This window comes from Novosphingobium sp. ES2-1 (assembly GCF_015169775.1).
GTDB classification, from domain to species: Bacteria; Pseudomonadota; Alphaproteobacteria; order Sphingomonadales; family Sphingomonadaceae; genus Novosphingobium; species Novosphingobium subterraneum.
In genome coordinates this window covers 1366241-1389482 of the sequence record NZ_CP063445.1, presented here as the reverse complement: position 1 = coordinate 1389482, position 23242 = coordinate 1366241, and the positions used below count along the sequence as shown (strand labels likewise).

Annotated in this window: 21 protein-coding genes; 12 read left to right on the top strand and 9 right to left on the bottom strand. The window is 63.1% G+C overall.

Annotated elements, in window-relative coordinates; genetic code table 11:
* On the top strand, positions 1–855 hold the full coding sequence (locus tag IM701_RS06615) for a DUF817 domain-containing protein (RefSeq protein ID WP_193828157.1): 855 nt from the start codon (positions 1–3) through the stop codon (positions 853–855).
* Here IM701_RS06615 and IM701_RS06610 read toward each other — a convergent pair.
* On the bottom strand, positions 842–1717 hold the full coding sequence (locus tag IM701_RS06610) for a L,D-transpeptidase family protein (RefSeq protein ID WP_193828156.1): 876 nt from the start codon (positions 1715–1717) through the stop codon (positions 842–844). The genes IM701_RS06615 and IM701_RS06610 overlap by 14 nt on opposite strands.
* 136 nt (positions 1718–1853) lie before the next feature.
* On the opposite strand from IM701_RS06610, the gene IM701_RS06605 reads away from it, so the two are divergent.
* From IM701_RS06605 to IM701_RS06585, 5 genes are all read left to right on the top strand, one after another.
* Positions 1854–3035, top strand: coding sequence for a VWA domain-containing protein (locus IM701_RS06605; protein WP_193828155.1), 1182 nt, complete (start codon positions 1854–1856; stop codon positions 3033–3035).
* A 16-nt stretch (positions 3036–3051) separates the two neighbouring features.
* A complete protein-coding gene (locus tag IM701_RS06600; RefSeq protein WP_193828154.1) occupies positions 3052–3831 on the top strand; it encodes an enoyl-CoA hydratase in 780 nt (259 codons plus the stop codon).
* A 282-nt stretch (positions 3832–4113) separates the two neighbouring features.
* Positions 4114–5502, top strand: a complete 1389-nt coding sequence (locus IM701_RS06595; RefSeq protein ID WP_193828153.1) for a hypothetical protein — start codon at positions 4114–4116, stop codon at positions 5500–5502.
* Between the two features lie 138 nt (positions 5503–5640).
* Positions 5641–6237, top strand: coding sequence for a twin-arginine translocation pathway signal protein (locus IM701_RS06590; RefSeq protein WP_193828152.1), 597 nt, complete (start codon positions 5641–5643; stop codon positions 6235–6237).
* Between the two features lie 75 nt (positions 6238–6312).
* Entirely contained in the window at positions 6313–7587 is a 1275-nt protein-coding gene (locus tag IM701_RS06585) for an MFS transporter (protein WP_193828151.1), read from the top strand.
* A gap of 6 nt (positions 7588–7593) precedes the next feature.
* Here the strand turns inward: IM701_RS06585 and IM701_RS06580 are convergent, their stop codons facing one another.
* The gene (locus IM701_RS06580; RefSeq protein ID WP_193828150.1) at positions 7594–8808 is read right to left on the bottom strand and encodes an exo-beta-N-acetylmuramidase NamZ domain-containing protein; all 1215 of its coding nucleotides are present in this window, start codon (positions 8806–8808) and stop codon (positions 7594–7596) included.
* A complete protein-coding gene (locus IM701_RS06575; RefSeq protein ID WP_193828149.1) occupies positions 8805–9347 on the bottom strand; it encodes a DOMON-like domain-containing protein in 543 nt (180 codons plus the stop codon). The genes IM701_RS06580 and IM701_RS06575 overlap by 4 nt, the downstream gene beginning before the upstream one ends.
* A gap of 47 nt (positions 9348–9394) precedes the next feature.
* Between IM701_RS06575 and tyrS the strand changes: the two genes are divergently transcribed.
* From tyrS to IM701_RS06550, 5 genes are all read left to right on the top strand, one after another.
* Positions 9395–10624 carry a tyrosine--tRNA ligase gene (gene tyrS, locus IM701_RS06570; protein WP_193828148.1) on the top strand — a complete coding sequence of 410 codons (1230 nt, stop codon included), beginning with the start codon at positions 9395–9397 and terminating at the stop codon, positions 10622–10624.
* Positions 10625–10766: 142 nt separating this feature from the next.
* Positions 10767–11105 carry a pilus assembly protein PilZ gene (locus tag IM701_RS06565; RefSeq protein WP_039331164.1) on the top strand — a complete coding sequence of 113 codons (339 nt, stop codon included), beginning with the start codon at positions 10767–10769 and terminating at the stop codon, positions 11103–11105.
* A 96-nt stretch (positions 11106–11201) separates the two neighbouring features.
* On the top strand, positions 11202–12497 hold the full coding sequence (locus IM701_RS06560; protein WP_370584354.1) for an MFS transporter: 1296 nt from the start codon (positions 11202–11204) through the stop codon (positions 12495–12497).
* A 57-nt stretch (positions 12498–12554) separates the two neighbouring features.
* On the top strand, positions 12555–13472 hold the full coding sequence (gene cysK, locus IM701_RS06555; RefSeq protein WP_039331166.1) for a cysteine synthase A: 918 nt from the start codon (positions 12555–12557) through the stop codon (positions 13470–13472).
* A 5-nt stretch (positions 13473–13477) separates the two neighbouring features.
* A complete protein-coding gene (locus IM701_RS06550) occupies positions 13478–14182 on the top strand; it encodes a dienelactone hydrolase family protein (RefSeq protein ID WP_193828147.1) in 705 nt (234 codons plus the stop codon).
* On the opposite strand, the gene IM701_RS06545 is transcribed toward IM701_RS06550, so the two are convergent.
* The 5 genes from IM701_RS06545 to IM701_RS06525 all read right to left on the bottom strand — a co-directional run bounded on the left by IM701_RS06545 (position 14179) and on the right by IM701_RS06525 (position 19638).
* The gene (locus IM701_RS06545) at positions 14179–15645 is read right to left on the bottom strand and encodes a phosphotransferase (RefSeq protein WP_193828146.1); all 1467 of its coding nucleotides are present in this window, start codon (positions 15643–15645) and stop codon (positions 14179–14181) included. The two genes, IM701_RS06550 and IM701_RS06545, sit on opposite strands and share 4 nt — an antisense overlap.
* Positions 15646–15724: 79 nt before the next feature.
* A complete protein-coding gene (locus IM701_RS06540) occupies positions 15725–17527 on the bottom strand; it encodes an acyl-CoA dehydrogenase C-terminal domain-containing protein (RefSeq protein WP_193828145.1) in 1803 nt (600 codons plus the stop codon).
* 29 nt (positions 17528–17556) lie between these two features.
* Positions 17557–18033 carry a MerR family DNA-binding transcriptional regulator gene (locus IM701_RS06535; protein ID WP_039331172.1) on the bottom strand — a complete coding sequence of 159 codons (477 nt, stop codon included), beginning with the start codon at positions 18031–18033 and terminating at the stop codon, positions 17557–17559.
* Positions 18034–18064: 31 nt separating this feature from the next.
* Positions 18065–18400, bottom strand: coding sequence for a phosphoribosyl-AMP cyclohydrolase (gene hisI, locus IM701_RS06530; RefSeq protein ID WP_039331484.1), 336 nt, complete (start codon positions 18398–18400; stop codon positions 18065–18067).
* A gap of 446 nt (positions 18401–18846) precedes the next feature.
* On the bottom strand, positions 18847–19638 hold the full coding sequence (locus tag IM701_RS06525; protein WP_193828144.1) for a ComF family protein: 792 nt from the start codon (positions 19636–19638) through the stop codon (positions 18847–18849).
* 122 nt (positions 19639–19760) lie between these two features.
* Here IM701_RS06525 and IM701_RS06520 point away from each other — a divergent pair, with 122 nt between their 5' ends.
* Complete coding sequence (locus tag IM701_RS06520) at positions 19761–20492, top strand: methyltransferase (protein ID WP_370584353.1); 732 nt, start codon at positions 19761–19763, stop codon at positions 20490–20492.
* Between the two features lie 69 nt (positions 20493–20561).
* Here IM701_RS06520 and ppdK read toward each other — a convergent pair whose 3' ends face one another.
* Complete coding sequence (gene ppdK, locus IM701_RS06515; RefSeq protein WP_193828142.1) at positions 20562–23225, bottom strand: pyruvate, phosphate dikinase; 2664 nt, start codon at positions 23223–23225, stop codon at positions 20562–20564.
* Positions 23226–23242: the final 17 nt, after the last annotated feature.

Genomic DNA, 23242 nt, shown 5'->3' with positions numbered 1-23242 from the left:
ATGAGCGACCTTGCGCCGACGCCCACCGCCCATACACGGTTTGCCGCCATTCGCGCGCGGCTGGAGGCCATCGATCCAGCGCCGGGACCCACGGCGTGGATCTACGAATTCCTGCTGTTCGGCTTCAAGCAGGGGTGGGCCTGCCTGTTCGGTGGCCTGATGCTGGCGATGCTGCTGGGTACGCATCTGTTCTGGCCGACGGATGCACCGATCGCCCGCTATGACGCGCTGACGATCGGTGCACTCGCGATCCAGATCACCATGCTGCTGCTCCGGCTTGAGACTCTGTCAGAGGCCAAGGTCATCCTCGCCTTCCACGCGGTCGGCACGATCATGGAACTTTTCAAGACCGCCTACGGGTCATGGACCTACCCGGAACCAAGCCTGCTGCGGATCGGCGGCGTGCCGCTGTTCTCCGGATTCATGTACGCCTGCGTCGGAAGCTATATCGCCCGTGTCTGGCGCATCTTCGATTTCCGCTTTCCGCATTATCCGCCTGCCGCGTGGAGCTACGCACTGGCAGTTGCTGTCTACGTGAACTTCTTTGCGCATCACTGGCTGCCGGACGTTCGCCTGCTTCTCTTCGCGGCGATGGGCCTGCTCTTCTGGCGCACCCGCGTGATCTTCCGCGTGTGGCGGGAAAACCGTTCCATGCCGTTGCTGCTTGGCTGGTTCCTCGTGGCGCTGTTCATCTGGTTCGCGGAGAACATCGCCACTTTCTCACGCGCGTGGATCTATCCCAGCCAGGAGGCGGGCTGGACCCTTGTCTCCCCTGCAAAGCTCGGCGCTTGGTACCTTCTTATGTACATCTCGTTCGTGCTGGTTGCGGCCGTTCACCGCGTCAGATCACGTTGAAGCAGTCCTGCCCCGAACGCTTCAGCACGCCGCACAGCGCATGGGCGCCGGGGGCGCTGGCGCGCAACCGCCAATAGCGGCGCTGGCCGACCACCGCAGGGACAACGGCCTTCTGGAAGCTCGCCAGTTGCGGGTACATCGCGACCGCGCCCTGCCAATGCGCCTCTGCTTCGGCAGGGCTCAGCGCCGCAGCAAGCTGAATCGTCTGGACCCGCGCTGCTGCAGCCATCATCACCCGCGGGCCTGCTGCGGGCATGGCAGCGGGAGCTTGCGAATTGAGCGCCAGAGTCACCGCCCCCTGCTCTGAACGCAGCGTAGCATTCGTCACCACCACTGTCGTCCGGTCTGCCTTCGTCAGGTCGAACAGCGCCTTGGCAAAGCTGCGCGGCAAGCGGATGCAGCCGTGGGAGGCCGGATAGCCCGGGACATACCCGGCATGGATTGCAATGCCGCGCCAAGTCAGCCTCTGCATGTAGGGCATCGGGGCGTTGCTGTAGATATTGGAACGATGGAACACCCGCTTCTGCAGGATCGGGAATACACCGGCCGGGGTCGAATGTCTGCGCTTGCCTGTAGAGACCGGCGAGGAACCCCAATGCTCGCCATCCTTGAACACGTGCATCCGTTGCGACGCCTTGCTAACCACGACCAGCACACCCGATTGCAGAACGTCCGCAACCGGCGGGGGCAATTGTTGGCGGACAGGCTGCGCGACTAGCGGGGCGACTGGCGGGGGCGGGATCTGCTGGATCACCGCCTCCTGCACATCAGCCCGCGCCTCCCGCGCCGACAGCGCCAAGCCGAGGCCCGCCAAACCAAGCAGAAGCACAAAGATCGCAAGCAAACCCGTAGCGCGACTCATGGTAAACTGCCCTTAACCATGTTTCCTCATGGCTTAACCGTTTGTCGCTTCCGCTCAACCGCCTATCGCGCAACAGCCCTTGCCGATCGCAGCGGCAGCGCTTAATCACTCGGTTAAGTCAGAGGAGCCGCAGCCCGTGTTTTTCAATTTCGTCGACGAGTTGCGTGCCGCAGGCATTCAAGCCAGCTTCAAGGAGCACCTTGTCCTGCTCGAAGCGCTGGACAAGGACGTGATCGAGCAGACACCGGAAGCATTCTACTATCTTAGCCGCGCCACCTTCGTGAAGGATGAAGGTCTGCTCGACCGCTTCGACCAGGTGTTCAACAAGGTCTTCAAGGGCCTGCTCACCGATTACGGCCAGCGCCCGGTCGACATCCCCGAGGACTGGCTCAAGGCCGTGGCCGAAAAGTTCCTGTCCGAAGAAGAGATGGAGAAGATCAAGTCCCTCGGCTCGTGGGAGGAGATCATGGAGACGCTCAAGAAGCGTCTCGAAGAGCAGGAGAAGCGCCATCAGGGCGGCAACAAGTGGATCGGCACGGGCGGCACCAGCCCGTTCGGCAATTCCGGCTACAACCCGGAAGGCGTCCGCATCGGCGGCGAGAGCAAGCACAAGCGCGCGGTAAAGGTCTGGGAAAAGCGCGAATTCGCAAATCTCGACAACACTCGCGAACTCGGCACGCGCAACATCAAGATCGCCTTGCGCCGCCTGCGCCGCTTCGCCCGCGAAGGGGCAGCAGACGAACTCGATCTCGACGGCACGATCGAAGGCACGGCGCGCCAAGGCTGGCTGGACATCCGGATGCGGCCGGAAAAGCGCAACGCGGTCAAGCTCTTGCTGTTCCTCGATGTCGGCGGATCGATGGACCCGTTCATCAGGCTGGTCGAGGAACTGTTCAGCGCGGCAACCGCAGAATTCAAGAACATGGAGTTCTTCTACTTCCACAATTGCCTGTATGAAGGCGTGTGGAAGGACAACAAGCGCCGCTGGTCGGAACGCACCAAGACCTGGGACATCCTCCACAAGTTCGGCCACGATTACAAAGTGGTGTTCGTTGGCGACGCGGCAATGAGCCCCTACGAGATCACCCATCCCGGCGGCAGCGTCGAGCATTTCAACGAGGAATCGGGCGCGGTGTGGATGCATCGCGTGGCGCAGACCTACCCCGCCACGGTCTGGCTCAATCCGGTGCCGGAAAAGCAGTGGACGTATTCGCAGTCGACCAAGATGATCAAGGACCTGATCGGCGGCAGCATGTACCCCCTGACTCTCGAGGGACTCGACGGGGCCATGCGCGAACTCACTCGCAAGAAGCACTGACTCAAGGGGGCAGGCAATGGGCAAGACGATCCTCGCGCAACGGACGGCAGAGGGTCGATACGACCTGCTGCTGAATCGACCTGACAAGTTCAATGCCCTGTCGCAGGCCGTCCTCGCCGAACTGCTGGCCGAACTTTCGGACATCGCGGGCGACAATGAAGCGCGCGTCGTAGTCCTTGCCGGAGCGGGAAAGGCCTTCTGTGCCGGACATGATCTTGCCGAGATGCAGGCTGACCGCAATCTCGACACCTACCGCAGGCTTTTTGCTGCCTGTACCGACGTGATGGAGGCGATTGCTGCTCTCCCTGTTCCCGTCATTGCCAAGGTCCATGGCGTTGCCACCGCCGCAGGTTGCCAATTGGTCGGCGCCTGCGACCTTGCCGTCGCTTCCGAAGACGCGCGCTTTGCTGTTTCAGGAATCAACGTCGGCTTGTTCTGCTCAACCCCTGCCGTGGCGCTCAGTCGGAATGTGCCTGCAAAGCGTGCTTTCGAGATGCTGGTGACCGGGAAATTCATCGATGCCCGCACCGCCGCCGACTGGGGCCTTGTCAATACCGTCGCTCCGGCCGAGGCGCTTGATGCCGCAACCGATGATCTCGTCGCCACGATACTCGCCAAGAACCCCGATGCGATCCGCCGTGGCAAAAGGCTTTTCAACACCCAGCGCGAGTGCTCCCGCTCCGAAGCATATGCTCTCGCTTGCGAAGTCATGGCGCAGAACATGATGGACGAAAACACCGACGAGGGGATCAATGCCTTTCTGGAAAGGCGTGCCCCAGTCTGGCGGACGGCCTGACGAATAGAAACAGTTCATATTCTCGGCAATTAGTATTGTCCGTACCAGAAACCCCGCTAGTCATCAGCTGACGTTGGGGGGATTGCCATGAATTTGAAGAATGCTCTTGCCGGGCTCACGGCTATGTCGCTTGTGCTTCAGCCCATCCCAGCATTCGCAGCAGACCAACCGACACCAGCTCCAACTGCTCCAGTTCCTGCTGCCCCAATTCCTAATGGCAAAGCCCCCGCCGGTCCATCGGCCTTTGTCCGCTGCGACGGCTTCCCGAACAAGGCCTCTACCTTGGGCACGGTTGCCCGGCTTGTGGCGATCACTGCCGTGATCGGCCTGCTCCTTCCTCCGCGCGAAGGCTATGATCCCAAGAAACGCGCCAACGGTGTGGACGGCATCAAGGCTTGCGACGAAGCCCTTTCCGGTCCCGAGCCTGCAAAGGACGGCGGTCGGCGCATCGAGCTGATCTTCGGTCGTGCGATTCACCGGATGGAAATGCAGGACTGGGACCGCGCCATTGCCGACATCCGCTCGGTCACGACGGACCAGCCGGATCTCACTGCCACGCTTGCCTACAAGCAAAGCCTGGGCCTCACCGCGATCGAGCTGCAGGCCATGGCGCTGACCGGCAAGGGCGATTACGCAGGCGCCCACGCACTCGGCCTTGAGCTGGCCAATCAGGCGCCCTTCGATATCAAGGCGCAACTCTCCGCGATGCAATATCTCGCGATCGCCAGGGCTTATGGCCCTGCCGAAGCGGCTGTTTTCGATCAGGCGGTGCGTGTCTACCCGCTCGCCGTGCTCGAACGCGCTGCAGCACGGGCCGTCGATGGACGTTTTCTTGAAGCAGCGTCCGACTACAAGGCCTTTGCCGATCTGCTCGGCACCCTTCCCAAGGTGCGCGGCTATTCCTCGCTGGCACGCGCCGCTGTCGCGTACCGTCTCGGCGGGAACGTGGCAGAGGGCGATCGACTGATGAAACTGGCACTCGCCGCAGCAGAAGCCGACACGGCCCAGGGCAAGACTGACTCACCGGTAACTGCAACAAACGAAGCCAATGACCTCTACGCCATCGTTGTGGCGCTCGATTCCGGACAGGGCATGCGCGCCCGCACGCTGTTTTCCGCGCGTTCGCGCTGGCCGACGATCAACGCCGGGCTGGTTGCCGGAGTGGCCCGAAAGCTGGAGACGGTGGGCACACCTGCGGAACGCGCCAACACGCCAATTCCGACAGCCAAGGAGGTTCTGGCAGCGGAGGAGACACGCATCGCCGCCCAGATAAACAATACCGGCGATGACAATTCCGATCGGTTCGACACTTTCCGTCCTGCCTTCGCCCAGACCGAATTCGCCAAGTTCGCCGCGAACGTATGGAAGACGGACAAATCGAAATACGTGACCACGCCGAAGACCGACATCGAGTATGGCGAGTTTGTCGACACTTCGCGCAATGGCACCGGTGCACCCGGCACCTATGCCTTGCTCCTGCATCTTGCACTGCTGACCAAAGCCCGGGGGCATAGCCACTTCATGCTCATGCCTGCCCAGACCTCCCTCTATCGCGCCAGATTCCGCACCGGCACGCCAGGTGACGGGAAAGTCTTTGCGGAAATGGCATTCGAGCCCGAGGCGGTCATTGCCTCGCTGGCGCCGCTGATCCCTCAGCCCCTCAAGAAGTGACGGCCTGAGGAAGCGAGAGCTTCGACATCGAGGGCGCGACCTACCATCTGACCCTCGCGCAAATCGCGTATTGCGCGACAGGTCGAGGGCAACCCAGTCTCCGGCAAGAGGTTCGGATCTTCCGGAAACAAAGGACCAATGACCTTGAAGCTTGCAGCAGTCTGTCTGGCGGTTTCGGCGCTATTGCCAACAATCGTGGCATCACCTGTGCTCGCCGCCGAGAGCGATAAAGCCCAGCCACCCCTCGTCCCCGCCGAATTCAGCGTGCCTACGCTCGTCGAAGAGCCAGCCTTCAAGCTGGTTCCGCTGGGTCCTGAACTCGTGAAGATCGACTATGACGCCTACATGTCGTCGATCGACCATTTGCAGAAGACCTTCACGCGCAGCACGTCGTGGCCTCATGCCGGGATAACCGACGCCGAGGCGATGGCCGACATGCAGACCGAGCAGGCCCGTTTTGCCCAGCGCAAATCATTTGCCTATGCAGTGTTGACGCCCGACGGCAAGCGCGAGCGGGGCTGTGTCTATGTGAAGCCAAGCCCGGTCGCAGGTTACGATGCCGTGGTGCTGATGTGGGTAACCAAGGCAGAGCATGACGCCGGCTTCGACAAGGAACTGCAGGCGTGGGTGATGAAGTGGATTGCCAGCGAATGGCCGTTCAAGAATGTTGCCTATCCCGGTCGCACAATTAGCTGGGACACATGGGACGCGCTTGTTCCTGCCAAGGCGTACTGACGCCGCCAGCGAAATCCTTGACTCCCGCCCTGCATCTGCCAGCCTTGACCGCGGGTTCGATCAACGGGAGCGATCGTGTCAGGGCATACCGTAGAAGAGCGTAAGCTTGCCCGACGCGCGGTGATTGCCGCCACAACCGGCAATGCGCTGGAATTCTACGATTTCATCACCTTCAGCTTTTTCGCGATCCAGATCGGCAAGGTATTCTTCCCTTCGGAAGATCCGTTTGTCAGCCTGATGGCCTCGTTGGCGACCTTCGGCGTCGGCTTTATTGGTCGCCCGCTTGGCGCATGGGCGATCGGCGCATGGGCAGATCGGCACGGACGCAAGCCGGCGATGCTCATGAGTATGACCCTGATGGGCGTATCGGTCGCGGTCCTCGCGCTCACGCCGTCCTATGCCGCCATCGGTGCCGTTGCGCCAGTGGTCGTGGTGCTGGCGCGCCTGCTGCAGGGTTTTGCTTTGGGCGGCGAAGTGGGCTCGGCCACGACCTACATGCTCGAAACCGCGCAGGATCATCGGCGTGGCTGGTCGATCAGTTGGCAAGGGGCGAGCCAGGCCATCGCATCATCGGCCGGATCGCTGGTCGGCCTCTGCCTCAGCCTTGCCCTCACGCCTGACCAGTTGACTGCCTGGGGCTGGCGAGTGGCCCTGCTGCTGGGCACGGTGATAGTGCCGTTCTCGCTGTGGATCCGCCGGTCCCTGCCTGAAACGATCCATGCGCCGGACCACCTGCCCACCGGTCACGTTCCTGCCGGAGTCTGGCGCACCGTCATTCTCGGGATGATGATGATCTCGGGCGCGACCATCGCCACCTACCTGTTCAACTACATGGCGACCTATGGCCAGAACACTCTGGGCTATTATGCCAGCATCTCGCTGGGCAGTACGCTGGCGGTAAATGTCGCGCGGTTCTTCGCGATCCTGCTCGGCGGCTGGATGAGCGACCGGTTCGGGCGGCGGCCACTGATGATCTGGCCGACATTGGCTTTCACGCTGGCGATCGTGCCCGCTTACGTCACGGTGACTGGCACGCACGATCCGGTGATGTTCATTGCCATCAACGGCTTGCTGGCCTTCGTGTCGACCTTGCCGAGCGGTGCCGTCTATGCCGCAATTGCCGAAAGCCTGCCCAAGGCAAGCCGCGCCCGCACCTTCGCACTGGTATATGCCCTGCCCGTCACGTTCCTGGGCGGATCGACGCAGTTGGCGATCACCTGGCTGCTGAAGATCACCGGAAATCCGATGGCCGTCGCCTGGTACATGGTCTCGGCCGCCGCCGTGGCCCTTCTGGCAATGGCCTTGATGCACGAAAGCGCCCCGCGGCGGACACAGGCAGCCTCAGCCTGAGGTTCGTCAGTAAAGCAGGAAGCGCGTCCGCTCTTCGATCCACTCCGTCTCATCGGCTCTCGCCAAGGTGTCGAGATCGTCCGCAGTGCTGGCCGCATCGTCCACCCACTCGCGCAGCGCAGTGCCGCCGTTGATCACGTCGATCGCCAGCTTGTCGAAAACGTACTCGTAAGGAAAATCGCGCCAGATCGGGTAATCCGGATAGAGCCTGCGGATGGCCTTGAAGGCCAGCGCCTGCAGCCGCCACGGACGGAACGCGTGGTGATCGTAGAACTCGCCCTCGGCATGGATCATCAGCGCATTGCAAAGTGTTTTCGCATGCTTGTGGAAGGTCGGCTCGAACCAGCATTCGCGGATGGCGCATCCCTCCATCCATTGCGGCGCGAAGCTGCGCATTTCGGCAAGGACGGCCTTGGCGTCAACGTCGGGCGCCCCGAACAGCACTTCCAGCGGGCGCGTCGTGCCACGCCCTTCGGACAAGGTCGCGCCCTCGATCATCACGGTCCCGGCATAGGCTCGCGCCATGTTGAGACTGGCGGCGTTGGGTGACGGGTTGATCCAGATCCGGCTCTGCGGCCAACCGAAGCCGGGACCTTCAGGCTCCCAGCCCTCCATAGTGATCACGCGGTAGTCGACGTCGAGCTTGAAGTGCTCCACGAACCATGCGCCCATCTCGCCCAGCGTCATTCCATGCCGCATCGGCATCGGGCCTGCACCAACGAAGCTCTCCCAGCCCAGCAGCAGCGTGGTGCCTTCGACAGGGCGGCCCGCGGGATTGGGCCGGTCAAGCACCCATACCGCCTTGCCGGTGCCGCCATCCCTGTTTGACTCGGACGCGGCCTCAAGCAGATAGAGCAGCGTGGTGACGAAGGTGTAGATGCGGCAGCCGAGGTCCTGCAGGTCGAACAGGAACACCTCCGCAGTGTCCATCATTGCCGCGGTCGGCCGGCGCACCTCGCCATATAGGCTGAACACGGGGATGCCGTAGATCGGGTCCATCTCGTCGGCGGTCTCGACCATGTTGTCCTGCTTGTCGCCCTTGAGGCCATGCTGCGGGCCAAGGGCGGACGTGATGTTGATGCCGCCGGCGATCAGCGCATCGAGCGAATGGACCAGGCCTTCAGTGACCGAGGCCGGATGGGCCACCAGCGCGACGCGCTTTCCTTCGAGTGGCTTCCTCAGGGCGGGGTCGGCAAGCAGCCGGTCGATACCGAATTTCATGGCTGGTGCGGTGCCTCAAGGCGGCTCGCGAAGCAAGACTCGTGATGGAAGTCTGGCCGGTCTTCACGGTGGGCCATCGCCCAGTATGACTTGTGCCCGCCCTCTTCCTCGATCACCGCAGTCAACCCGTACACGAAAGGAAGCGCGGGCAAGGCCGCCGTGGGCAGCGCGACGTCGAAGATCAGCACTGACTGCCCCCGGCGCGGCGTGCAGACCGGTGGACGAGGCATCGCACGCTCAACCATCCCCTCGCGATAGCCGCAAAAATCATAGGCCGCCCACGCCTGCGAAGGCGAGAAGTTGAACTCGACATAGTCGTCGCGATGCTGAGGCCTCATGAAAAGCTCGAAGCACGTCGTCTGCCAAAGGCCATCAGCCCGGACCTTGCCTGCAAACGGTGGCAACACGATGCGCCCTGCGCCCTCCACCCGCCAGCGCAAGGTCAACCATCGCGGCTCGAACGCAAGTATCCGCGCACAAAGTCCGGTAACGCCAAGCGGCGGCGTCGTGGGGTGATGCACAAGCTCGAACGTTTCCAAGCGCTGTTCTCCGTGCTAGGCGCGCCGCCACAGGAAAGAAGGCTCCGATGACCCAGTACCAATCCACCCTCCTCCGCCTGCTTGACGAGCGCGGCTACATTCATCAGCTGACCGATGCCGAAGGGCTCGACAAGCTGGCCAGCGAGGGCGTGGTGCCGGGCTATATCGGCTTTGACGCCACTGCGCCATCGCTCCACGTCGGCAGCCTCGTGCAGATCATGATGCTGCGCCGCCTCCAGCAGGCCGGGCACAAGCCGGTGGTGCTGATGGGCGGCGGCACGACCCGTATCGGCGACCCGACGGGACGGGACGAGAGCCGCAAGATGCTGTCGGACCAGACGATCGAGGACAACATTGCCTCGATCTTCACGGTGTTCTCAAAGCTCCTGAAGTTCGGCGATGGACCTACCGACGCCGTGATGGTCAACAATCACGATTGGCTGGGCAAGCTGGGCTACATCGAGTTGCTCCAGGAAGTCGGCACGCACTTCACGGTCAATCGCATGCTCACGTTCGATTCGGTCAAGCTGCGGCTCGAGCGCGAACAGCCGATGACCTTCCTCGAATTCAACTACATGATCCTGCAGGGCTACGATTTCCGCCATCTCAACAAGGCGATGGGCGTGCGCCTGCAGATGGGCGGCTCGGACCAGTGGGGCAATATCGTCAACGGCATCGAACTCACCCGCCGCAAGGATGGTAAGGAAGTCTTCGGTCTGACGACGCCGCTGCTCACCACCGCCGATGGCAAGAAGATGGGCAAGACTGCGGCCGGCGCGGTGTGGCTCAACGAGGACGCGCTGCCCGCGTGGGATTTCTGGCAGTTCTGGCGCAACACGGATGACCGCGATGTCGGCAAGTTCCTGCGCCTGTTCACAGATCTCCCTCTCGACGAGATCAAGCGGCTCGAGGCCTTGGAAGGTAGCGAGATCAATGCCGCGAAAGTCGTTCTGGCCAACGAGGTAACCCGGCTTGTGCGTGGCGAAGAAGCCGCCAAGGCGGCCGAAGCCACCGCCTCGGCGACCTTCGCTGGCGGCGGGCTCGGTCAGGACCTGCCCGTTTTCGAATCAGCCGAAGACAGCATCGGAATCATCGACGCGCTTGTCGGGCTTGGCTTTGCAGCCAGTAGAGGGGAAGCGAAGCGCCTTGTGGCCGGCGGCGGAGCAAAAGTTGCGGGCGAACCGGTCACCGACGAAAGCTTTCGCATTGCCCTGTCCTCCGAAGAGATCCGCATCTCGTCGGGCAAGAAGAAGCACGGCATCCTTCGGCGCGCCTGACATGCGTGCTCTCGTCAATCTTACGTGATCCATAACGGCAGAGGCCTGCCGGTTCCGGCAAGCCTCTGCCGCAGCTTTACGAATTGTTCGCCATTTCGGTCCTATATCCTTCGGCATAGTCACTCATGCGCCAGGAGGAACGATGCGCGGCGGAGCCCAGCTTTCAGTCACCGATCTGCGTCGTTCCACCCGGCACCCGGTCAATTTGCCCGTGATCGGGGAACATCGCGCACGGGGCGACATCATGCTGCAGTTCGCCAATATCTCGACAACCGGGTTCATGGCCAATGGCTGCGGCGATCTTGGTCGAGGAGAACGCGTTACAGTGCGGCTGCCGGTCATCGGACGCATTGAGGCCTTTCTCGTGTGGACCGACGGCGATCGTGCCGGTTTCCAGTTCGAGCGAATCATCCGCCTTGATGATTTCAACAAGCTGATCCGCGCCATCCAGCCCGGCCCCCGGTCGCGCAGTCAGGGCTGACGCTCCGCCCATGGTCCTTGCCGCAGCCCAGTTGCTGCGCCAGCCCCAAATTTTGCTTTCTTGGCATCGTCCCGGTCGGCTGGCATTGCACCGGCCGTGACCACAGCTCCTCCTGATTCCCCGACTTCGGCTTCGCCCTCCTCGCCTCTTGCCATTCCCGATTACCGGCGATTCTGGATCGCCCGCTTTTTTTCGGTGCTTGCGACATCGGGAATGGTAGTGATCCTCGGGTACCAGCTTTATGACGTTGCCCGCGGACAATACGGGATGTCGATCGCCCAGGCCGCATTCCAGCTTGGCTTGCTCGGCCTTGCGCAGTTTCTGCCGCTGTTTCTGCTTACTCCCGTAGCCGGAGTGGTCGCCGACCGGTTCGATCGGCGCAACGTTGCGGGGCTTGCGATGTGCATCGACCTGGTTGTCGCCCTGTCACTCGCGATCTGCACTTATGCCGAGGCCCTGTCGTTACCTTTGCTGTTCGGGCTTGGCGCTCTCCACGGAACCGCGCGCGTCTTTATCGGCCCTGCGCTATCCTCCATTGCACCCAATGTCGTACCTGCAGAACTGATGCCAAAGGCGGTGGCGATCAATTCGATGGCATGGCAGACCGGCTCGGTCGGCGGCCCGGCCATTGCTGGCCTGCTTTTCGCAGGGCACCCGTCCCTGCCCTATTGGTTGTCGACCGGGTTGCTGGCGCTGGGCGCTTTCTGCATCTTTGGCATCCGCAGGATTCCGCCGCCGGAAGGCAACCGCAACGCGCACCCCTTGCGCCAGATTCTCCAGGGCCTCTCGTTCGTGTGGAACGACCGATTTCTGCTCGGTTGCGTCACGCTCGATCTATTTGCAGTGCTCCTCGGCGGAGCCACCGCACTGCTGCCGGTTTTCGCCCGCGACATTCTCTTCATCGACGGACGACCGGTCGGCGCCGATGGCCTCGGCTTGATGCGGGCAATGCCAGGCCTCGGTGCTGCGCTTGTCGCGTTCGTCCTGGCCCGCAAGCCAATCACGCAGAATGTCGGCAACAAGATGCTATTGGGCGTCGTGATCTTCGGCCTCTTCACCATCGGCTTCGGACTATCGACGAACTATTACCTGTCGCTGCTGATGCTGGTCGGCATCGGCGCGGGGGATATGGTTTCGGTATTCATCCGTAGCACGCTCGTGCAGTTGCACACCCCGGATGACGTTCGCGGACGTGTCTCCTCCATCTCCGGCCTGGCCATTTCGGCATCCAACGAACTGGGCGAAATGCAATCGGGCGTGGCCGCGGCCCTGATCGGTGCTGTCGGCGCCGTGATCTTCGGCGGCATCAGCGCCATTGCCGTGACGGCGGCGTGGTTTTTCCTTTTCCCGGAACTGAAGAACGCGCGAACCTTTGCAGCGCGGTACAGATAGTCCTAGGCTGTCCCCCAAGACTCCATCCAATCCCTTCACCAAGAGGAGCCAAGCGACATGAGAGCGGATTCCATCCTCGCCACTATCGGCAACACACCGCACGTTCGCCTGTCCCGCCTGTTTCCCGACCACGAGGTATGGGTGAAGAACGAGCGCGCCAATCCCGGCGGCTCGATCAAGGACAGGATCGGCCTCGCCATGATCGAGGCAGCAGAGGCTGATGGCAGCCTCAAGCCCGGCGGCACGATCATCGAGCCGACCTCGGGCAACACCGGTATCGGTCTTGCCATGGCCGCAGCGGTCAAGGGCTACAAGCTGGTCCTCGTCATGCCCGAATCAATGTCGCTCGAACGCCGCAGGCTGATGCTCGCCTATGGCGCCACCTTCGACCTCACCCCGCGCGAAAAGGGCATGAAGGGCGCCATCGAGCGCGCCCGCGAACTCGTCGAATCGACCGAGGGTGCATGGATGCCCCAGCAGTTCGACAATCCTGCCAACGTCGCCGTCCACGTACGGACGACGGCCCAGGAAATCCTCAAGGATTTCGCCAGCGAGCCGATCGACGTTCTGATCACCGGGGTCGGCACCGGCGGCCACCTCACCGGCTGCGCCGAGGAGCTGAAGAAGCACTGGCCCTCGATGAAAGCCTACGCGGTCGAGCCGACGCTTTCGCCGGTCATCTCGGGCGGACAGCCGGCCCCTCACCCGATCCAGGGCATCGGCGCCGGTTTCATTCCCGGCAACCTTCACACCAAGTCTATCGACGGAGCCATTACCGTCGATCCGGCCGATGCCAAGGAAATGGCGCGGCAGTGCGCGGCCAAGGAAGGCATCCTCGTCGGCATTTCCTCAGGAGCGACCTTGGCGGCGATTGCCCAGAAGCTTGGAACCCTGCCCGCCGGCAGCCGCGTGCTCGGCTTCAACTATGATACCGGCGAGCGCTATCTTTCGGTTCCGGACTTCCTGCCGGAGTAAGCGCAATGGCGGTCGATCAGGTCGATTACGCAGACGGTGACTTGGCCCTCACCGGCTTTCTGGTGAAGCCTGAGGGGCCGCCCCGCGCAGCCGTGCTGGTCCTGCCGACGATCGCCAACTGCAATGCCCCGATGATCCGCCGCGCCCACATGCTGGCGCAGGCGGGTTGTCTGGCGATGGTCGCCGATTTCTACGGCGTACAGGTCCGCGATTTCGACCACGCGCGTGAACTGGCGGGGCCATTGCGCGCAAGCGCGGAAAGCTACCGCCAGCGCCTGCACGCCGCCCTTGCTGCTCTGACCGGGCGAGCGGAAGCGCAAGGTCTGCCCGTTGCCGCGATCGGCTACTGCATGGGCGGACAGGCCGCACTCGAGTTGGCGCGCGACGGAGTGGAATTCGTCCTGGCCGCCAGCTTCCACGGCCTGCTCGACACGCAGGCCCCCGCCGCACCCGGTGCCGTGAAAGCCCGGATCCTGGTCTGCCATGGCGACGCCGACCCGATGGTTCCGCGCGCGCAAGTCATGGCATTCTGGGAAGAAATGGACGCTGCCGGGGCCAACTGGCACTTCCACAGCTACAGCGGCGTGCGCCACGGCTTCACCGATCCGGGCAGCGACGAGCGGGGCATGGCCGCCATCGGCTATGACGCCAGCGCCGACCGCCAGAGCTGGGCTGCGTTGATGGAACTGCTTGACGAAGTCCTCGGCTAGGCCAGGCCCCAGTCCCGCAGCGCTGCAACATTGCGCTCGGCAAGGGTCAGCAGCAACCGATCGCCGTGATCGCTCTCCGGCATGGCGAGGATCGCCCCTACCGTGAACTGCAAGGGGACCGGCAAGGCCATCGCATATTCGGCCCGGGCCTCTTCGAGTCCCCACTCGGGTGCAACCTCCGCCATCGCTGCAACATGGCGTTCAATCAACGCGGCCTCGCAAGCCCGGCGATCCTCAGGCGAAAGTGAACCCGACAAGAAATAGGCAAGGTCGAACATCGGACTGCCGCGCGCGGCAAATTGCCAATCGATCAGCCACGCGCGTGGGCCCTCTGGTGTATCCTCGAACAGGACATTGTCGACGCGGGGCTCGCCGTGAATCAGCGCGTCCCCCTTCGCCGCAGCTTCGATATGCCCGCGAATGCGCGGCACGAAACTCTCTATTGCGTCGATCAGCGCGGGCTCTGCCCTTCCGGCAAAGCGCCGCTTCCATTCCGTCACAGCGAGCGCGAACCCCTCGGCAGACCGCCCTGCAAGCGCCGCGCGATCAAACAGCCAATCGGCTGCATCCAAGCGCGGATCACCCCAGGTTGCCGAATGCAGCGCTGCGAGTTCGCGCGCCACCGCCTCGGCTTCGGCCACGCTGCAGCCGGCGATCTGGTCTCCCGGACGGGCTCGCTCAGACAGGTCCTCGAGCACGAGATTGATCGTGCGACCGTCTGCGCCGGTCCTGGCCCAATAGGCGCGTGGCGTAGCGAGCGGCGGCACAGGCCCAAGGAACCGGTAGACCTCGCACTCCCGGTGATAGACGCCATAATCGCCCGCCAAGGACACGGCCTGCGGAATGCCCGATGTGATCTTGCAGATGACGGACCCAACCGCATCCGCCGCATTCGCCGCATTCGCATTGTAGGTTATCGCCGCCCGGATCGTCTGCGACAGATTGCCGTGTCCGATGGGTGTTGTGGCAACGAGGCTCACCCTCGGCGCAGGCACATCTCCATGCTGGAACACTGCCTGCAGCCATGCGGGCGTGATCCCGTCCATCGTGGCAACAAGCGCAGGTTCGGGCAGGTCCTGCGGCACCGAGGCGTCGCCTTCACGCCCCCAGCGACCGGCAACGTAGCTCGAATTCCAGCAGTCGGTGAACTTGCCGTCGACCGCCTTGAACACTTCGATTCCGCAGAGTTCGATCCGCTCACCCTTGCGGGTGTGCATGTTCCACACCGAGGTCACATAGGTATCGTCGGCATGCAGCACTTCGTGCTCGAAGTACGGCTCAGCCTTTTCGCTCTGCTGACGCACCCGCGCAATCTGGTCCTCGAGCGAAAGCGCCGTCACACTGCCGGGATCGTGACGAACAATCGGATCGGCACAGAGCTCTCGAATGAGTTCGGCGTTGCGGTTGTTCCAGACTTCCGTCCAGTAGAGCTCGATAAGCTCCTTGGGGCTGCGCCTGATCATGCCTGTCTCCCGGTATCGGCAGAACTAGGCCTCAGCGATGCGCAGCCCGTCAAGCGAGCCGACTTGTCAGATCACCGCATCAGGCGATGGCGAGCTGCTCCGGCGTCAGCGCCATGATCGTATCGCCACCGGCCTCCACCTGGCGGCGCAGCGCCCCGGCTTCGGTGGTATAGCGCGTTGCCCAATGGCGGGCGCAGGTCAGCTTGGCCTCGTAGAACGCCTTGTCTTCGGTGCCATCTGCCAGGGCAGCAGCCGCAACCTTTGCCATGCGCAGCCACATCAGGCCGAGGGACACGATGCCCGTCAACGTCATGTAGGCATAAGCGCCGGCGCCAAGGTTGTTCGGGTTGGCCATGGCGTTCTGCATGAACCACATCGTCGCGGCCTTCAGTTCGCCGTTGGCCTTGGCGAGACGTTCGCCGACGAGCTTTACCGTCTCATCCGAGGACTCTTCGGCACACTCGGCATCGATCAGCGCAAAGAACGCCTGGATCGCGCGCCCGCCGTTCAGCGCCAGCTTGCGCCCGACAAGGTCCATCGCCTGAACGCCATTGGTGCCTTCGTAGATCATCGCAATGCGCGCATCGCGGACAAACTGGTCCATGCCATTCTCGGCAATATAGCCGTGACCGCCCCAGACCTGCTGCATGTCGGTGGCCACCTTGTAGCCCATGTCGGTGCCATAGCCCTTGATCACCGGGGTGAGCAGGCTGATCAGGTCGTCAGCCATCTGGCGCTCCTCTGCCGTCGCCGCCTTGTGCGACAGGTCGACCTGCAGCGCGCCCCACAGGCACAGCGCGCGCATGCCCTCGATGAAGGTCTTGGCGTCCATCAGCATGCGGCGCACGTCGGGGTGGACGATGATCGGATCAGCCTTGGCCTGCGGATCGGCCGGCCCCGTCAGAGCGCGGCCCTGGCGGCGGTCAAGCGCATAGGCAAGGCCGTTCTGATAGGCGACTTCGGCCTGCGCCAGCCCTTGCATGCCCACGCCAAGGCGCGCGGCGTTCATCATGATGAACATGGCGGCAAGGCCCTTGTTCTCCTCGCCGACCATCCAGCCCTTCGCCCCGTCATAATTCATGACGCAGGTGGCGTTGCCGTGAATGCCCATCTTTTCCTCGATGGACCCGACCGAGACGCCGTTCTTCTCGCCCAGCGAACCGTCGTCATTGACGATGAACTTTGGGACAATGAACAGTGAAATGCCCTTGCTCGATTCCGGGGCACCCGGCGTCTTGGCGAGAACGAGGTGGATGATGTTCTCGGTCAGGTCATGATCGCCCGCCGAGATGAAGATCTTGGTGCCGGTGATGGCGTAGGAACCATCGGCCTGCGGTTCGGCGCGGGTGCGGATCATGCCGAGGTCGGTGCCGCAATGCGGCTCGGTCAGGTTCATGGTTCCGAGCCATTCGCCGGTCACCATCTTGGGCAGGTACTTGGCCTGCTGCTCGGGCGAGCCTTTGGCGATGATCGCCGAGATCGCGCCATTGGCAAGGCCGGGGTACATCGCAAATGCCTGGTTGGCCGTGGCGAGGTACTTCTCCATGATGAAGCCCATCACGTGGGGGAGCCCCTGACCGCCGTAGGCTTCGGGCGCGGAGAGCGTCCCCCAACCCCCTTCGACATACTGGCGATAGGCGTCCTTGAAGCCGGTCGGCGTGGTCACGCTGCCGTCGGGATGGCGAGTGCAACCTTCCCGGTCCCCGGAAAGGTTGAGCGGAGCGATGACCTCGGAAACGAAGCGTCCTGCTTCCTCGATGATCGCATCGGTCATATCCGGCGTTGCGCTTTTGAAGCCCGGCAGGTTGCCATAGCTTTCAAGGCGGATCAGTTCGTTGACGACGAAACGGGTGTCGCGGGTCGGCGCGTTGTAGATCGGCATTTGGTCCTGTCCCTTTAAGCGTTCGGCTTTCAGACCGTTGGATCGCGGCCTTCAGACCGCTCCTTGGCGATGACGAGATCGACAAAGCTGGTCAGCTCGTCGATGGTCGCAGCAATGTCCGCCTGTTGGCGACGCAGGTTCTCGATCCGCTCACGACACTTGGCAATCGTGACTCGGCGCTGCTCGGCGCGCCCGTCACCCATGTCGTAAAGATCGATCATGTCGCGAATCTCGGCGAGGCTGAAACCCACGTTCTTGGCGCGCATGATCCAGGCGAGACGCGCGCGGTCCCGCTTGGAATAGATGCGTGACAGCCCGATCCGTTCGGGCGCGATCAGCCCTTCGTCTTCATAGAAGCGCAGTGCACGGGCCGTCACCCCGAACTCGTTGGAAAGATCGGAAATGGTGAACTGGTCACGCTTGAGCGCATCGGGCTGATCGAGATGCCCGGTGTGCTCGTTCTGTGCAGACGGATCGCGAGTCGCTGTGGCGGCATGCTGTGACATGTCGCCAAGCTAACTAACCTTTACGTAAGCGTCAATCGACGATGCGTTGCAACGAGCCTTCCGGAGTAATGCGACGATAGAAGCAGGTCGGCGCCAGCGTGTGACACGCTGGACCCGCCGGTTCGACCCGAAGTTCCAGCGCGTCCTGATCGCAATCCACCCTGATCTCGACGATCTTTAGCACGTGGCCTGAGCTTTCACCCTTCATCCACAGCTTGCCGCGCGAACGTGAGAAGAAGTGCGCAAAGCCGGTCTCGAGCGTCCGCTCCAGCGCCTCGCTATTCATGTGCGCCAGCATCAGTAGAGCCCCGCTCGCATGATCGACGGCGACAGCGGTGAGCAGGCCGTTCGAATCGAATTTCGGCATGAGTTGGTTGCCCTGCTCGCGCAGCCCGGCATCGCATGAAGATGACAAAGTGGGGGTTGCCTTCCTGAAGGTCACTGTGTGTGGCGGTTTTGTTGCACGATAACCACACAATGCTGCAAAAGCCATGGCCGCAGAACAATCTGCTTCCGTCCAAAGCATGAATGGGTGATGAAGACGCAGCGGTTTGAGGGAACCGTCAACTGAACCGCCAGCCCGCAACCGGGCGGCAGTGGACGTAGCGCCAATGTTCAGGGACACTTGATGAGGGGCCGGTTGGCTGCCTCGCAGCAGGCCCAAAGGGGCCGCGCGAAGCGAGACCGGATGGTGAGGGTAAAAGCGGGACGGTCAGGGGGCCGTCGGTATCGCGGTCAACGCGGACGCCGCAAGATTTTCGTCACGAGGGCGCCCGGAACTTCGGTTCCGGGCGTTTCCTTTTGTCGTCGGCATCAGCCCTGCACATCCGGCTCCGGGAGAGCGCGCAGACCATCAAGGGCTTCGTCGAGAACCCGCGAAAAGCAGGCAATCTTCACCTCGGCCACCTTGGCCTTGCGCAGTGCCACCATGCAGGCATCCGTCGTCGCGCCGCTGGTCAGCACGTCATCGACCAGCAAGACGCGCGCTCCTGACAAGCGCGAAGCGAGGCGCGGATTGGGCTGAATCGCACCGGTAAGCGCGCGAGCTCGAGCCTTGCGGTTCAGACCGCCAAGTGACGGCGTCGCCCGCGGGCGAAGCAGTCCATCAACCATGAGTCGCTGGCCGGTCAATCTCGCAAGTTCCCGCGCCAGAAGAGCCGACTGGTTGAATCCGCGCCGCATCAGCCGCCAGCGGTGGAGCGGCACCGGCACAACAAGCCATTCTCCTTCAAGTCCGGCGAGCCTTGGCAGAATCATCCGGGCCATCATCGGCACAAGCCCGATTCGCCGTCCATGCTTGAGAGCCAGCACCAGCGCGCGGGACGGCTCGTTATAGAGCGTCGCAGCGGAGATACCGGTGTGCCTGGGTGGCTCTGCCATGCACGGCGCGCAGAGCAGGTCGGCCTCTGCCCCGTGCTGTTCCCCCATCGGGCGTTGACAGAGCTTGCAGCAAGTGCCCGACGGGACGACGATCTTGCCCCAGCAGCCCAGGCAAAGCCCACCATGCGCCGCCACGGGACTGCCACACAGCGGGCAGCGGGGCGGGAACACGAAGTCGATGATCGGCGTCAACACGGCGGAGAACTGTGCAGCATACAAAGGCATTGCCGCATCGTCGCACGATTGCCCCTCTTGGCAAGACCGGCGGACACGGGCACTGCCCGGAAATGGCCAGCACTCCCCCCGTTATTTTTGCTCGAAATCGGCGGAATGCCGTCCGCCGCCGCATGGCGCATCTGCAAACGGCTCCGGACGCGCCGCGCTATATCGTCGATGACATGGTCGAGGACGTGATCGAGCGCCTGTCCTTCCTCCGCCACGAACCCCGGCGGGCTCTGGTCATCGGCGACTGGACCGAAGCGATTGGTGCGGCGTTAGGGGCCTCAAGCGCAACTGTTGACCGCCGCGATCCTGCATTGGGAGACGTGCTGGTCGACGAAGAGGCGCCCTACCCTGCCCCTGCCGGGTACGACTTCATCGCCAGCCTCGGCACACTCGATACCGTCAATGATCTGCCCGGCGCGCTGGTGCACCTGCGCCGCGCTCTGGCCGATGGTGGGTTGATGATTGCGTGTTTCCTCGGGGCGGGGTCGCTACCGGCGTTGCGCGCGATCATGCTCGAAGCCGATGGTGACCGCCCTTCCCCGCGCATCCATCCTCAAGTCGACGTGCGCGCTGGCGGGCAGCTGTTGCAGCGGGCCGGTTTCGCCGACCCGGTGATCGACAGCCATCACGTCGACGTACGATTCAGCTCGTTCGCCGGGATGATCGCTGACTTGCGTGGACAAGGTCTTAGCAACTGCCTTGCCCGACCCGGCACACCGTTGGGGAAAGCCGCGCTGGCCCGCGCACATGCAGCTTTCGACGCTCGCCGGGATTCCGACGGCAAGGTTAACGAAAGGTTCGAGATTCTGACACTCAGCGGCTGGGCGAAGGCCCTGCGCCCGCCCAAGTTCTGAGCCGCCCACAAGGCAAGTTCGACGCACCAACGTGGAGTGTTTCCCCGGGGAAACACTCCAGTTAGGTTATCAGCCCAAAGCCGCCTGGGCCGCCGCGAGCCGTGCAATCGGCACGCGATAGGGGCTTGCCGAGACGTAATCGAGGCCGGTCTTCTCGCAGAACGCGATGGAAGCCGGATCGCCACCATGCTCGCCACAGATACCGAGCTTGATGTCCGGGCGCGTCTTGCGGCCACGTTCTGCTGCCAATTCGACGAGTTGGCCGACGCCTTCAATGTCGAGACTCACGAACGGATCGCGCGGGTAGATGCCCTGGTCGACGTAGGGGTTTAGGAACCGCGCTGCGTCGTCACGGCTGACGCCGAGCGTGGTCTGGGTGAGATCGTTGGTACCGAACGAGAAGAACTTGGCTTCCTCGGCAATCTCGCCTGCCATCAGTGCGGCGCGCGGCAGCTCGATCATGGTGCCGACCATGTATTCCAGCGTCCGCCCCTTCTCGGTGAAAACCGAGAGCGCGACCCGGTCGATCAGTGCGCGCAGGATTTCGAGTTCCTTGCGCGTGGCGACCAGCGGGATCATCACTTCGGGAATCGGTGCATCGCCGCTCTTCTCGGCAACGTCGCAGGCCGCCTCGAAGATGGCGCGGGCCTGCATCTCGTAGATTTCCGGGAAGGTAATGCCGAGGCGGCAACCGCGGTGGCCCAGCATCGGGTTGAATTCGTGGAGTTCGCCCGCCCGGCGCTTCAGGTGTTCGACGCCAAGCCCTGTGGCTTCGGCGAGTTCGGCGAACTCGGCGTCGGCGTGGGGCAGGAATTCGTGCAGTGGCGGGTCGAGCAGGCGGATCGTGACAGGCAGGCCCGCCATGACCTCGAAGATCGACTGAAAGTCGCTGCGCTGTTCGGGCAGCAGCTTGGCAAGGGCAGCGCGGCGGCCCTTCTCGTCCTCGGCCAGGATCATCTGGCGCACTGCGCTGATGCGGCCTGCTTCGAAGAACATGTGCTCGGTGCGGCACAGACCGATGCCTTCGGCCCCGAACTGGCGCGCGACCTGGCAATCGAGCGGCGTTTCGGCGTTGGTGCGCACCTTCATGCGGCGGTGCTTGTCGGCCCAGGTCATCAAGGTGCCGAAATCGCCAACGAGTTCCGGCTCCACCGTCGGCACGAGACCGGCCATGACATCGCCGTTCGAGCCATCGAGAGTGATGACATCGCCCTCCTTGATCTCGCGGTTGCCGATCTTCGCTGTCCGGCTGGCCATGTCAATCGACACGCCCGACGCGCCCGAGACGCAAGGGCGGCCCATGCCACGCGCGACGACGGCAGCGTGGCTGGTCATGCCTCCGCGAGCCGTGAGGATGCCCTTGGCAGCGTGCATGCCGTGGATGTCTTCGGGCGAAGTTTCGACGCGGACGAGGATCACGGCGTCACCACGTTCAGCGCGGGCTTGCGCGGTATCGGCGTCGAACACGACCGCGCCCGAAGCCGCGCCCGGTGATGCCGGCAGGCCCTTGGTCAGCACGTCGCGCTGCGCCTTGGGATCGAGCGTGGGGTGCAGAAGCTGATCGAGCGCCATCGGATCGATGCGCTTGATTGCGGTGGCTTCATCGATGAGGCCTTCAGCCACCATATCGACCGCCATCTTGAGGGCGGCCTTGGCGGTGCGCTTGCCGGAGCGGGTCTGCAGCATCCACAGCTTGCCCTGCTCGACGGTGAACTCGATGTCCTGCATGTCACGATAGTGCTTTTCGAGCAGCTCGAACACAGCGGCGAGCTCGGCATAGGCGCCGGGCATCGCCTCTTCCATCGACAGCGGCTTGGCGCCTGCCCGCTCACGTGCGGCGCGCGTCAGGTACTGCGGCGTGCGGATGCCGGCGACGACGTCTTCGCCCTGGGCATTGACCAGCCATTCGCCGTAATAGGCCTTCTCGCCGGTCGCCGGGTCGCGGGTGAAGGCGACGCCAGTGGCCGAAGTATCGCCCATGTTGCCGAAGACCATCGCCTGCACGTTGACGGCGGTGCCCCAGTCATGCGGAATGTCGTTGAGCTTGCGGTAGACCTTGGCGCGGTCGGACTCCCAGCTGTCGAACACGGCGCCGATGGCGCCCCACAGCTGTTCGTGCACGTCCTGCGGAAACGGGCGGCCGAGCTGGTCTTCCACGATAGCCTTGTATTCGCCGACGAGCGCCTGCCAGTGTTCAGCACCAAGCTCAACATCGTTGAAGAAGCCGTTGTCCTCCTTGACGATTTCCAGTGCGTCCTCGAAGCGGTGATGGTCGAGGCCAAGCACCACGTCGGAATACATCTGTATGAAACGGCGGTAGCTGTCCCAAGCGAAACGTGGATCGCCCGAACCGGCGGCAAGGCCTTCAACGGTCTGGTCATTGAGGCCGAGGTTGAGGACGGTGTCCATCATACCCGGCATCGAGACGCGCGCGCCCGAACGGACCGAGACGAGCAGCGGGTTGGCGGCATCGCCGAAGGTGCGGCCGGTGGCCCTTTCGATGTGGGCAACGCCGTTGGCGACGCCTGTGCGCAAGGCATCGTCAAAGGCCTTGCCGCTGGCGTTGTAGGCGGTGCAGACTTCGGTACTGATCGTGAAGCCCGGAGGCACCGGCAGGCCGACCCCGGCCATCTCGGCAAGGTTCGATCCCTTGCCGCCGACGATGGTCTTGTCCTTGGCCCGCGCGTCCGAAGACGATGCGCCGCCGCCGAAGTGGAATACGTATGCGCTCATGCCGCCAACGAGGCTCC

Coding starts and splice junctions, on each gene's coding strand:
- cysK (WP_039331166.1), top strand. CDS start 12,555: ATGAGAGCGGATTCCATCCTCGCCACTATCGGCAACACACCGCACGTT.
- IM701_RS06540 (WP_193828145.1), bottom strand. CDS start 17,527: ATGCCGATCTACAACGCGCCGACCCGCGACACCCGTTTCGTCGTCAAC.
- IM701_RS06615 (WP_193828157.1), top strand. CDS start 1: ATGAGCGACCTTGCGCCGACGCCCACCGCCCATACACGGTTTGCCGCC.
- IM701_RS06545 (WP_193828146.1), bottom strand. CDS start 15,645: ATGATCAGGCGCAGCCCCAAGGAGCTTATCGAGCTCTACTGGACGGAA.
- IM701_RS06535 (WP_039331172.1), bottom strand. CDS start 18,033: ATGTCACAGCATGCCGCCACAGCGACTCGCGATCCGTCTGCACAGAAC.
- IM701_RS06525 (WP_193828144.1), bottom strand. CDS start 19,638: ATGCCTTTGTATGCTGCACAGTTCTCCGCCGTGTTGACGCCGATCATC.
- hisI (WP_039331484.1), bottom strand. CDS start 18,400: ATGCCGAAATTCGATTCGAACGGCCTGCTCACCGCTGTCGCCGTCGAT.
- IM701_RS06600 (WP_193828154.1), top strand. CDS start 3,052: ATGGGCAAGACGATCCTCGCGCAACGGACGGCAGAGGGTCGATACGAC.
- IM701_RS06550 (WP_193828147.1), top strand. CDS start 13,478: ATGGCGGTCGATCAGGTCGATTACGCAGACGGTGACTTGGCCCTCACC.
- IM701_RS06590 (WP_193828152.1), top strand. CDS start 5,641: ATGACCTTGAAGCTTGCAGCAGTCTGTCTGGCGGTTTCGGCGCTATTG.
- tyrS (WP_193828148.1), top strand. CDS start 9,395: ATGACCCAGTACCAATCCACCCTCCTCCGCCTGCTTGACGAGCGCGGC.
- IM701_RS06520 (WP_370584353.1), top strand. CDS start 19,761: ATGGCGCATCTGCAAACGGCTCCGGACGCGCCGCGCTATATCGTCGAT.
- IM701_RS06580 (WP_193828150.1), bottom strand. CDS start 8,808: ATGAAATTCGGTATCGACCGGCTGCTTGCCGACCCCGCCCTGAGGAAG.
- IM701_RS06565 (WP_039331164.1), top strand. CDS start 10,767: ATGCGCGGCGGAGCCCAGCTTTCAGTCACCGATCTGCGTCGTTCCACC.
- IM701_RS06610 (WP_193828156.1), bottom strand. CDS start 1,717: ATGAGTCGCGCTACGGGTTTGCTTGCGATCTTTGTGCTTCTGCTTGGT.
- ppdK (WP_193828142.1), bottom strand. CDS start 23,225: ATGAGCGCATACGTATTCCACTTCGGCGGCGGCGCATCGTCTTCGGAC.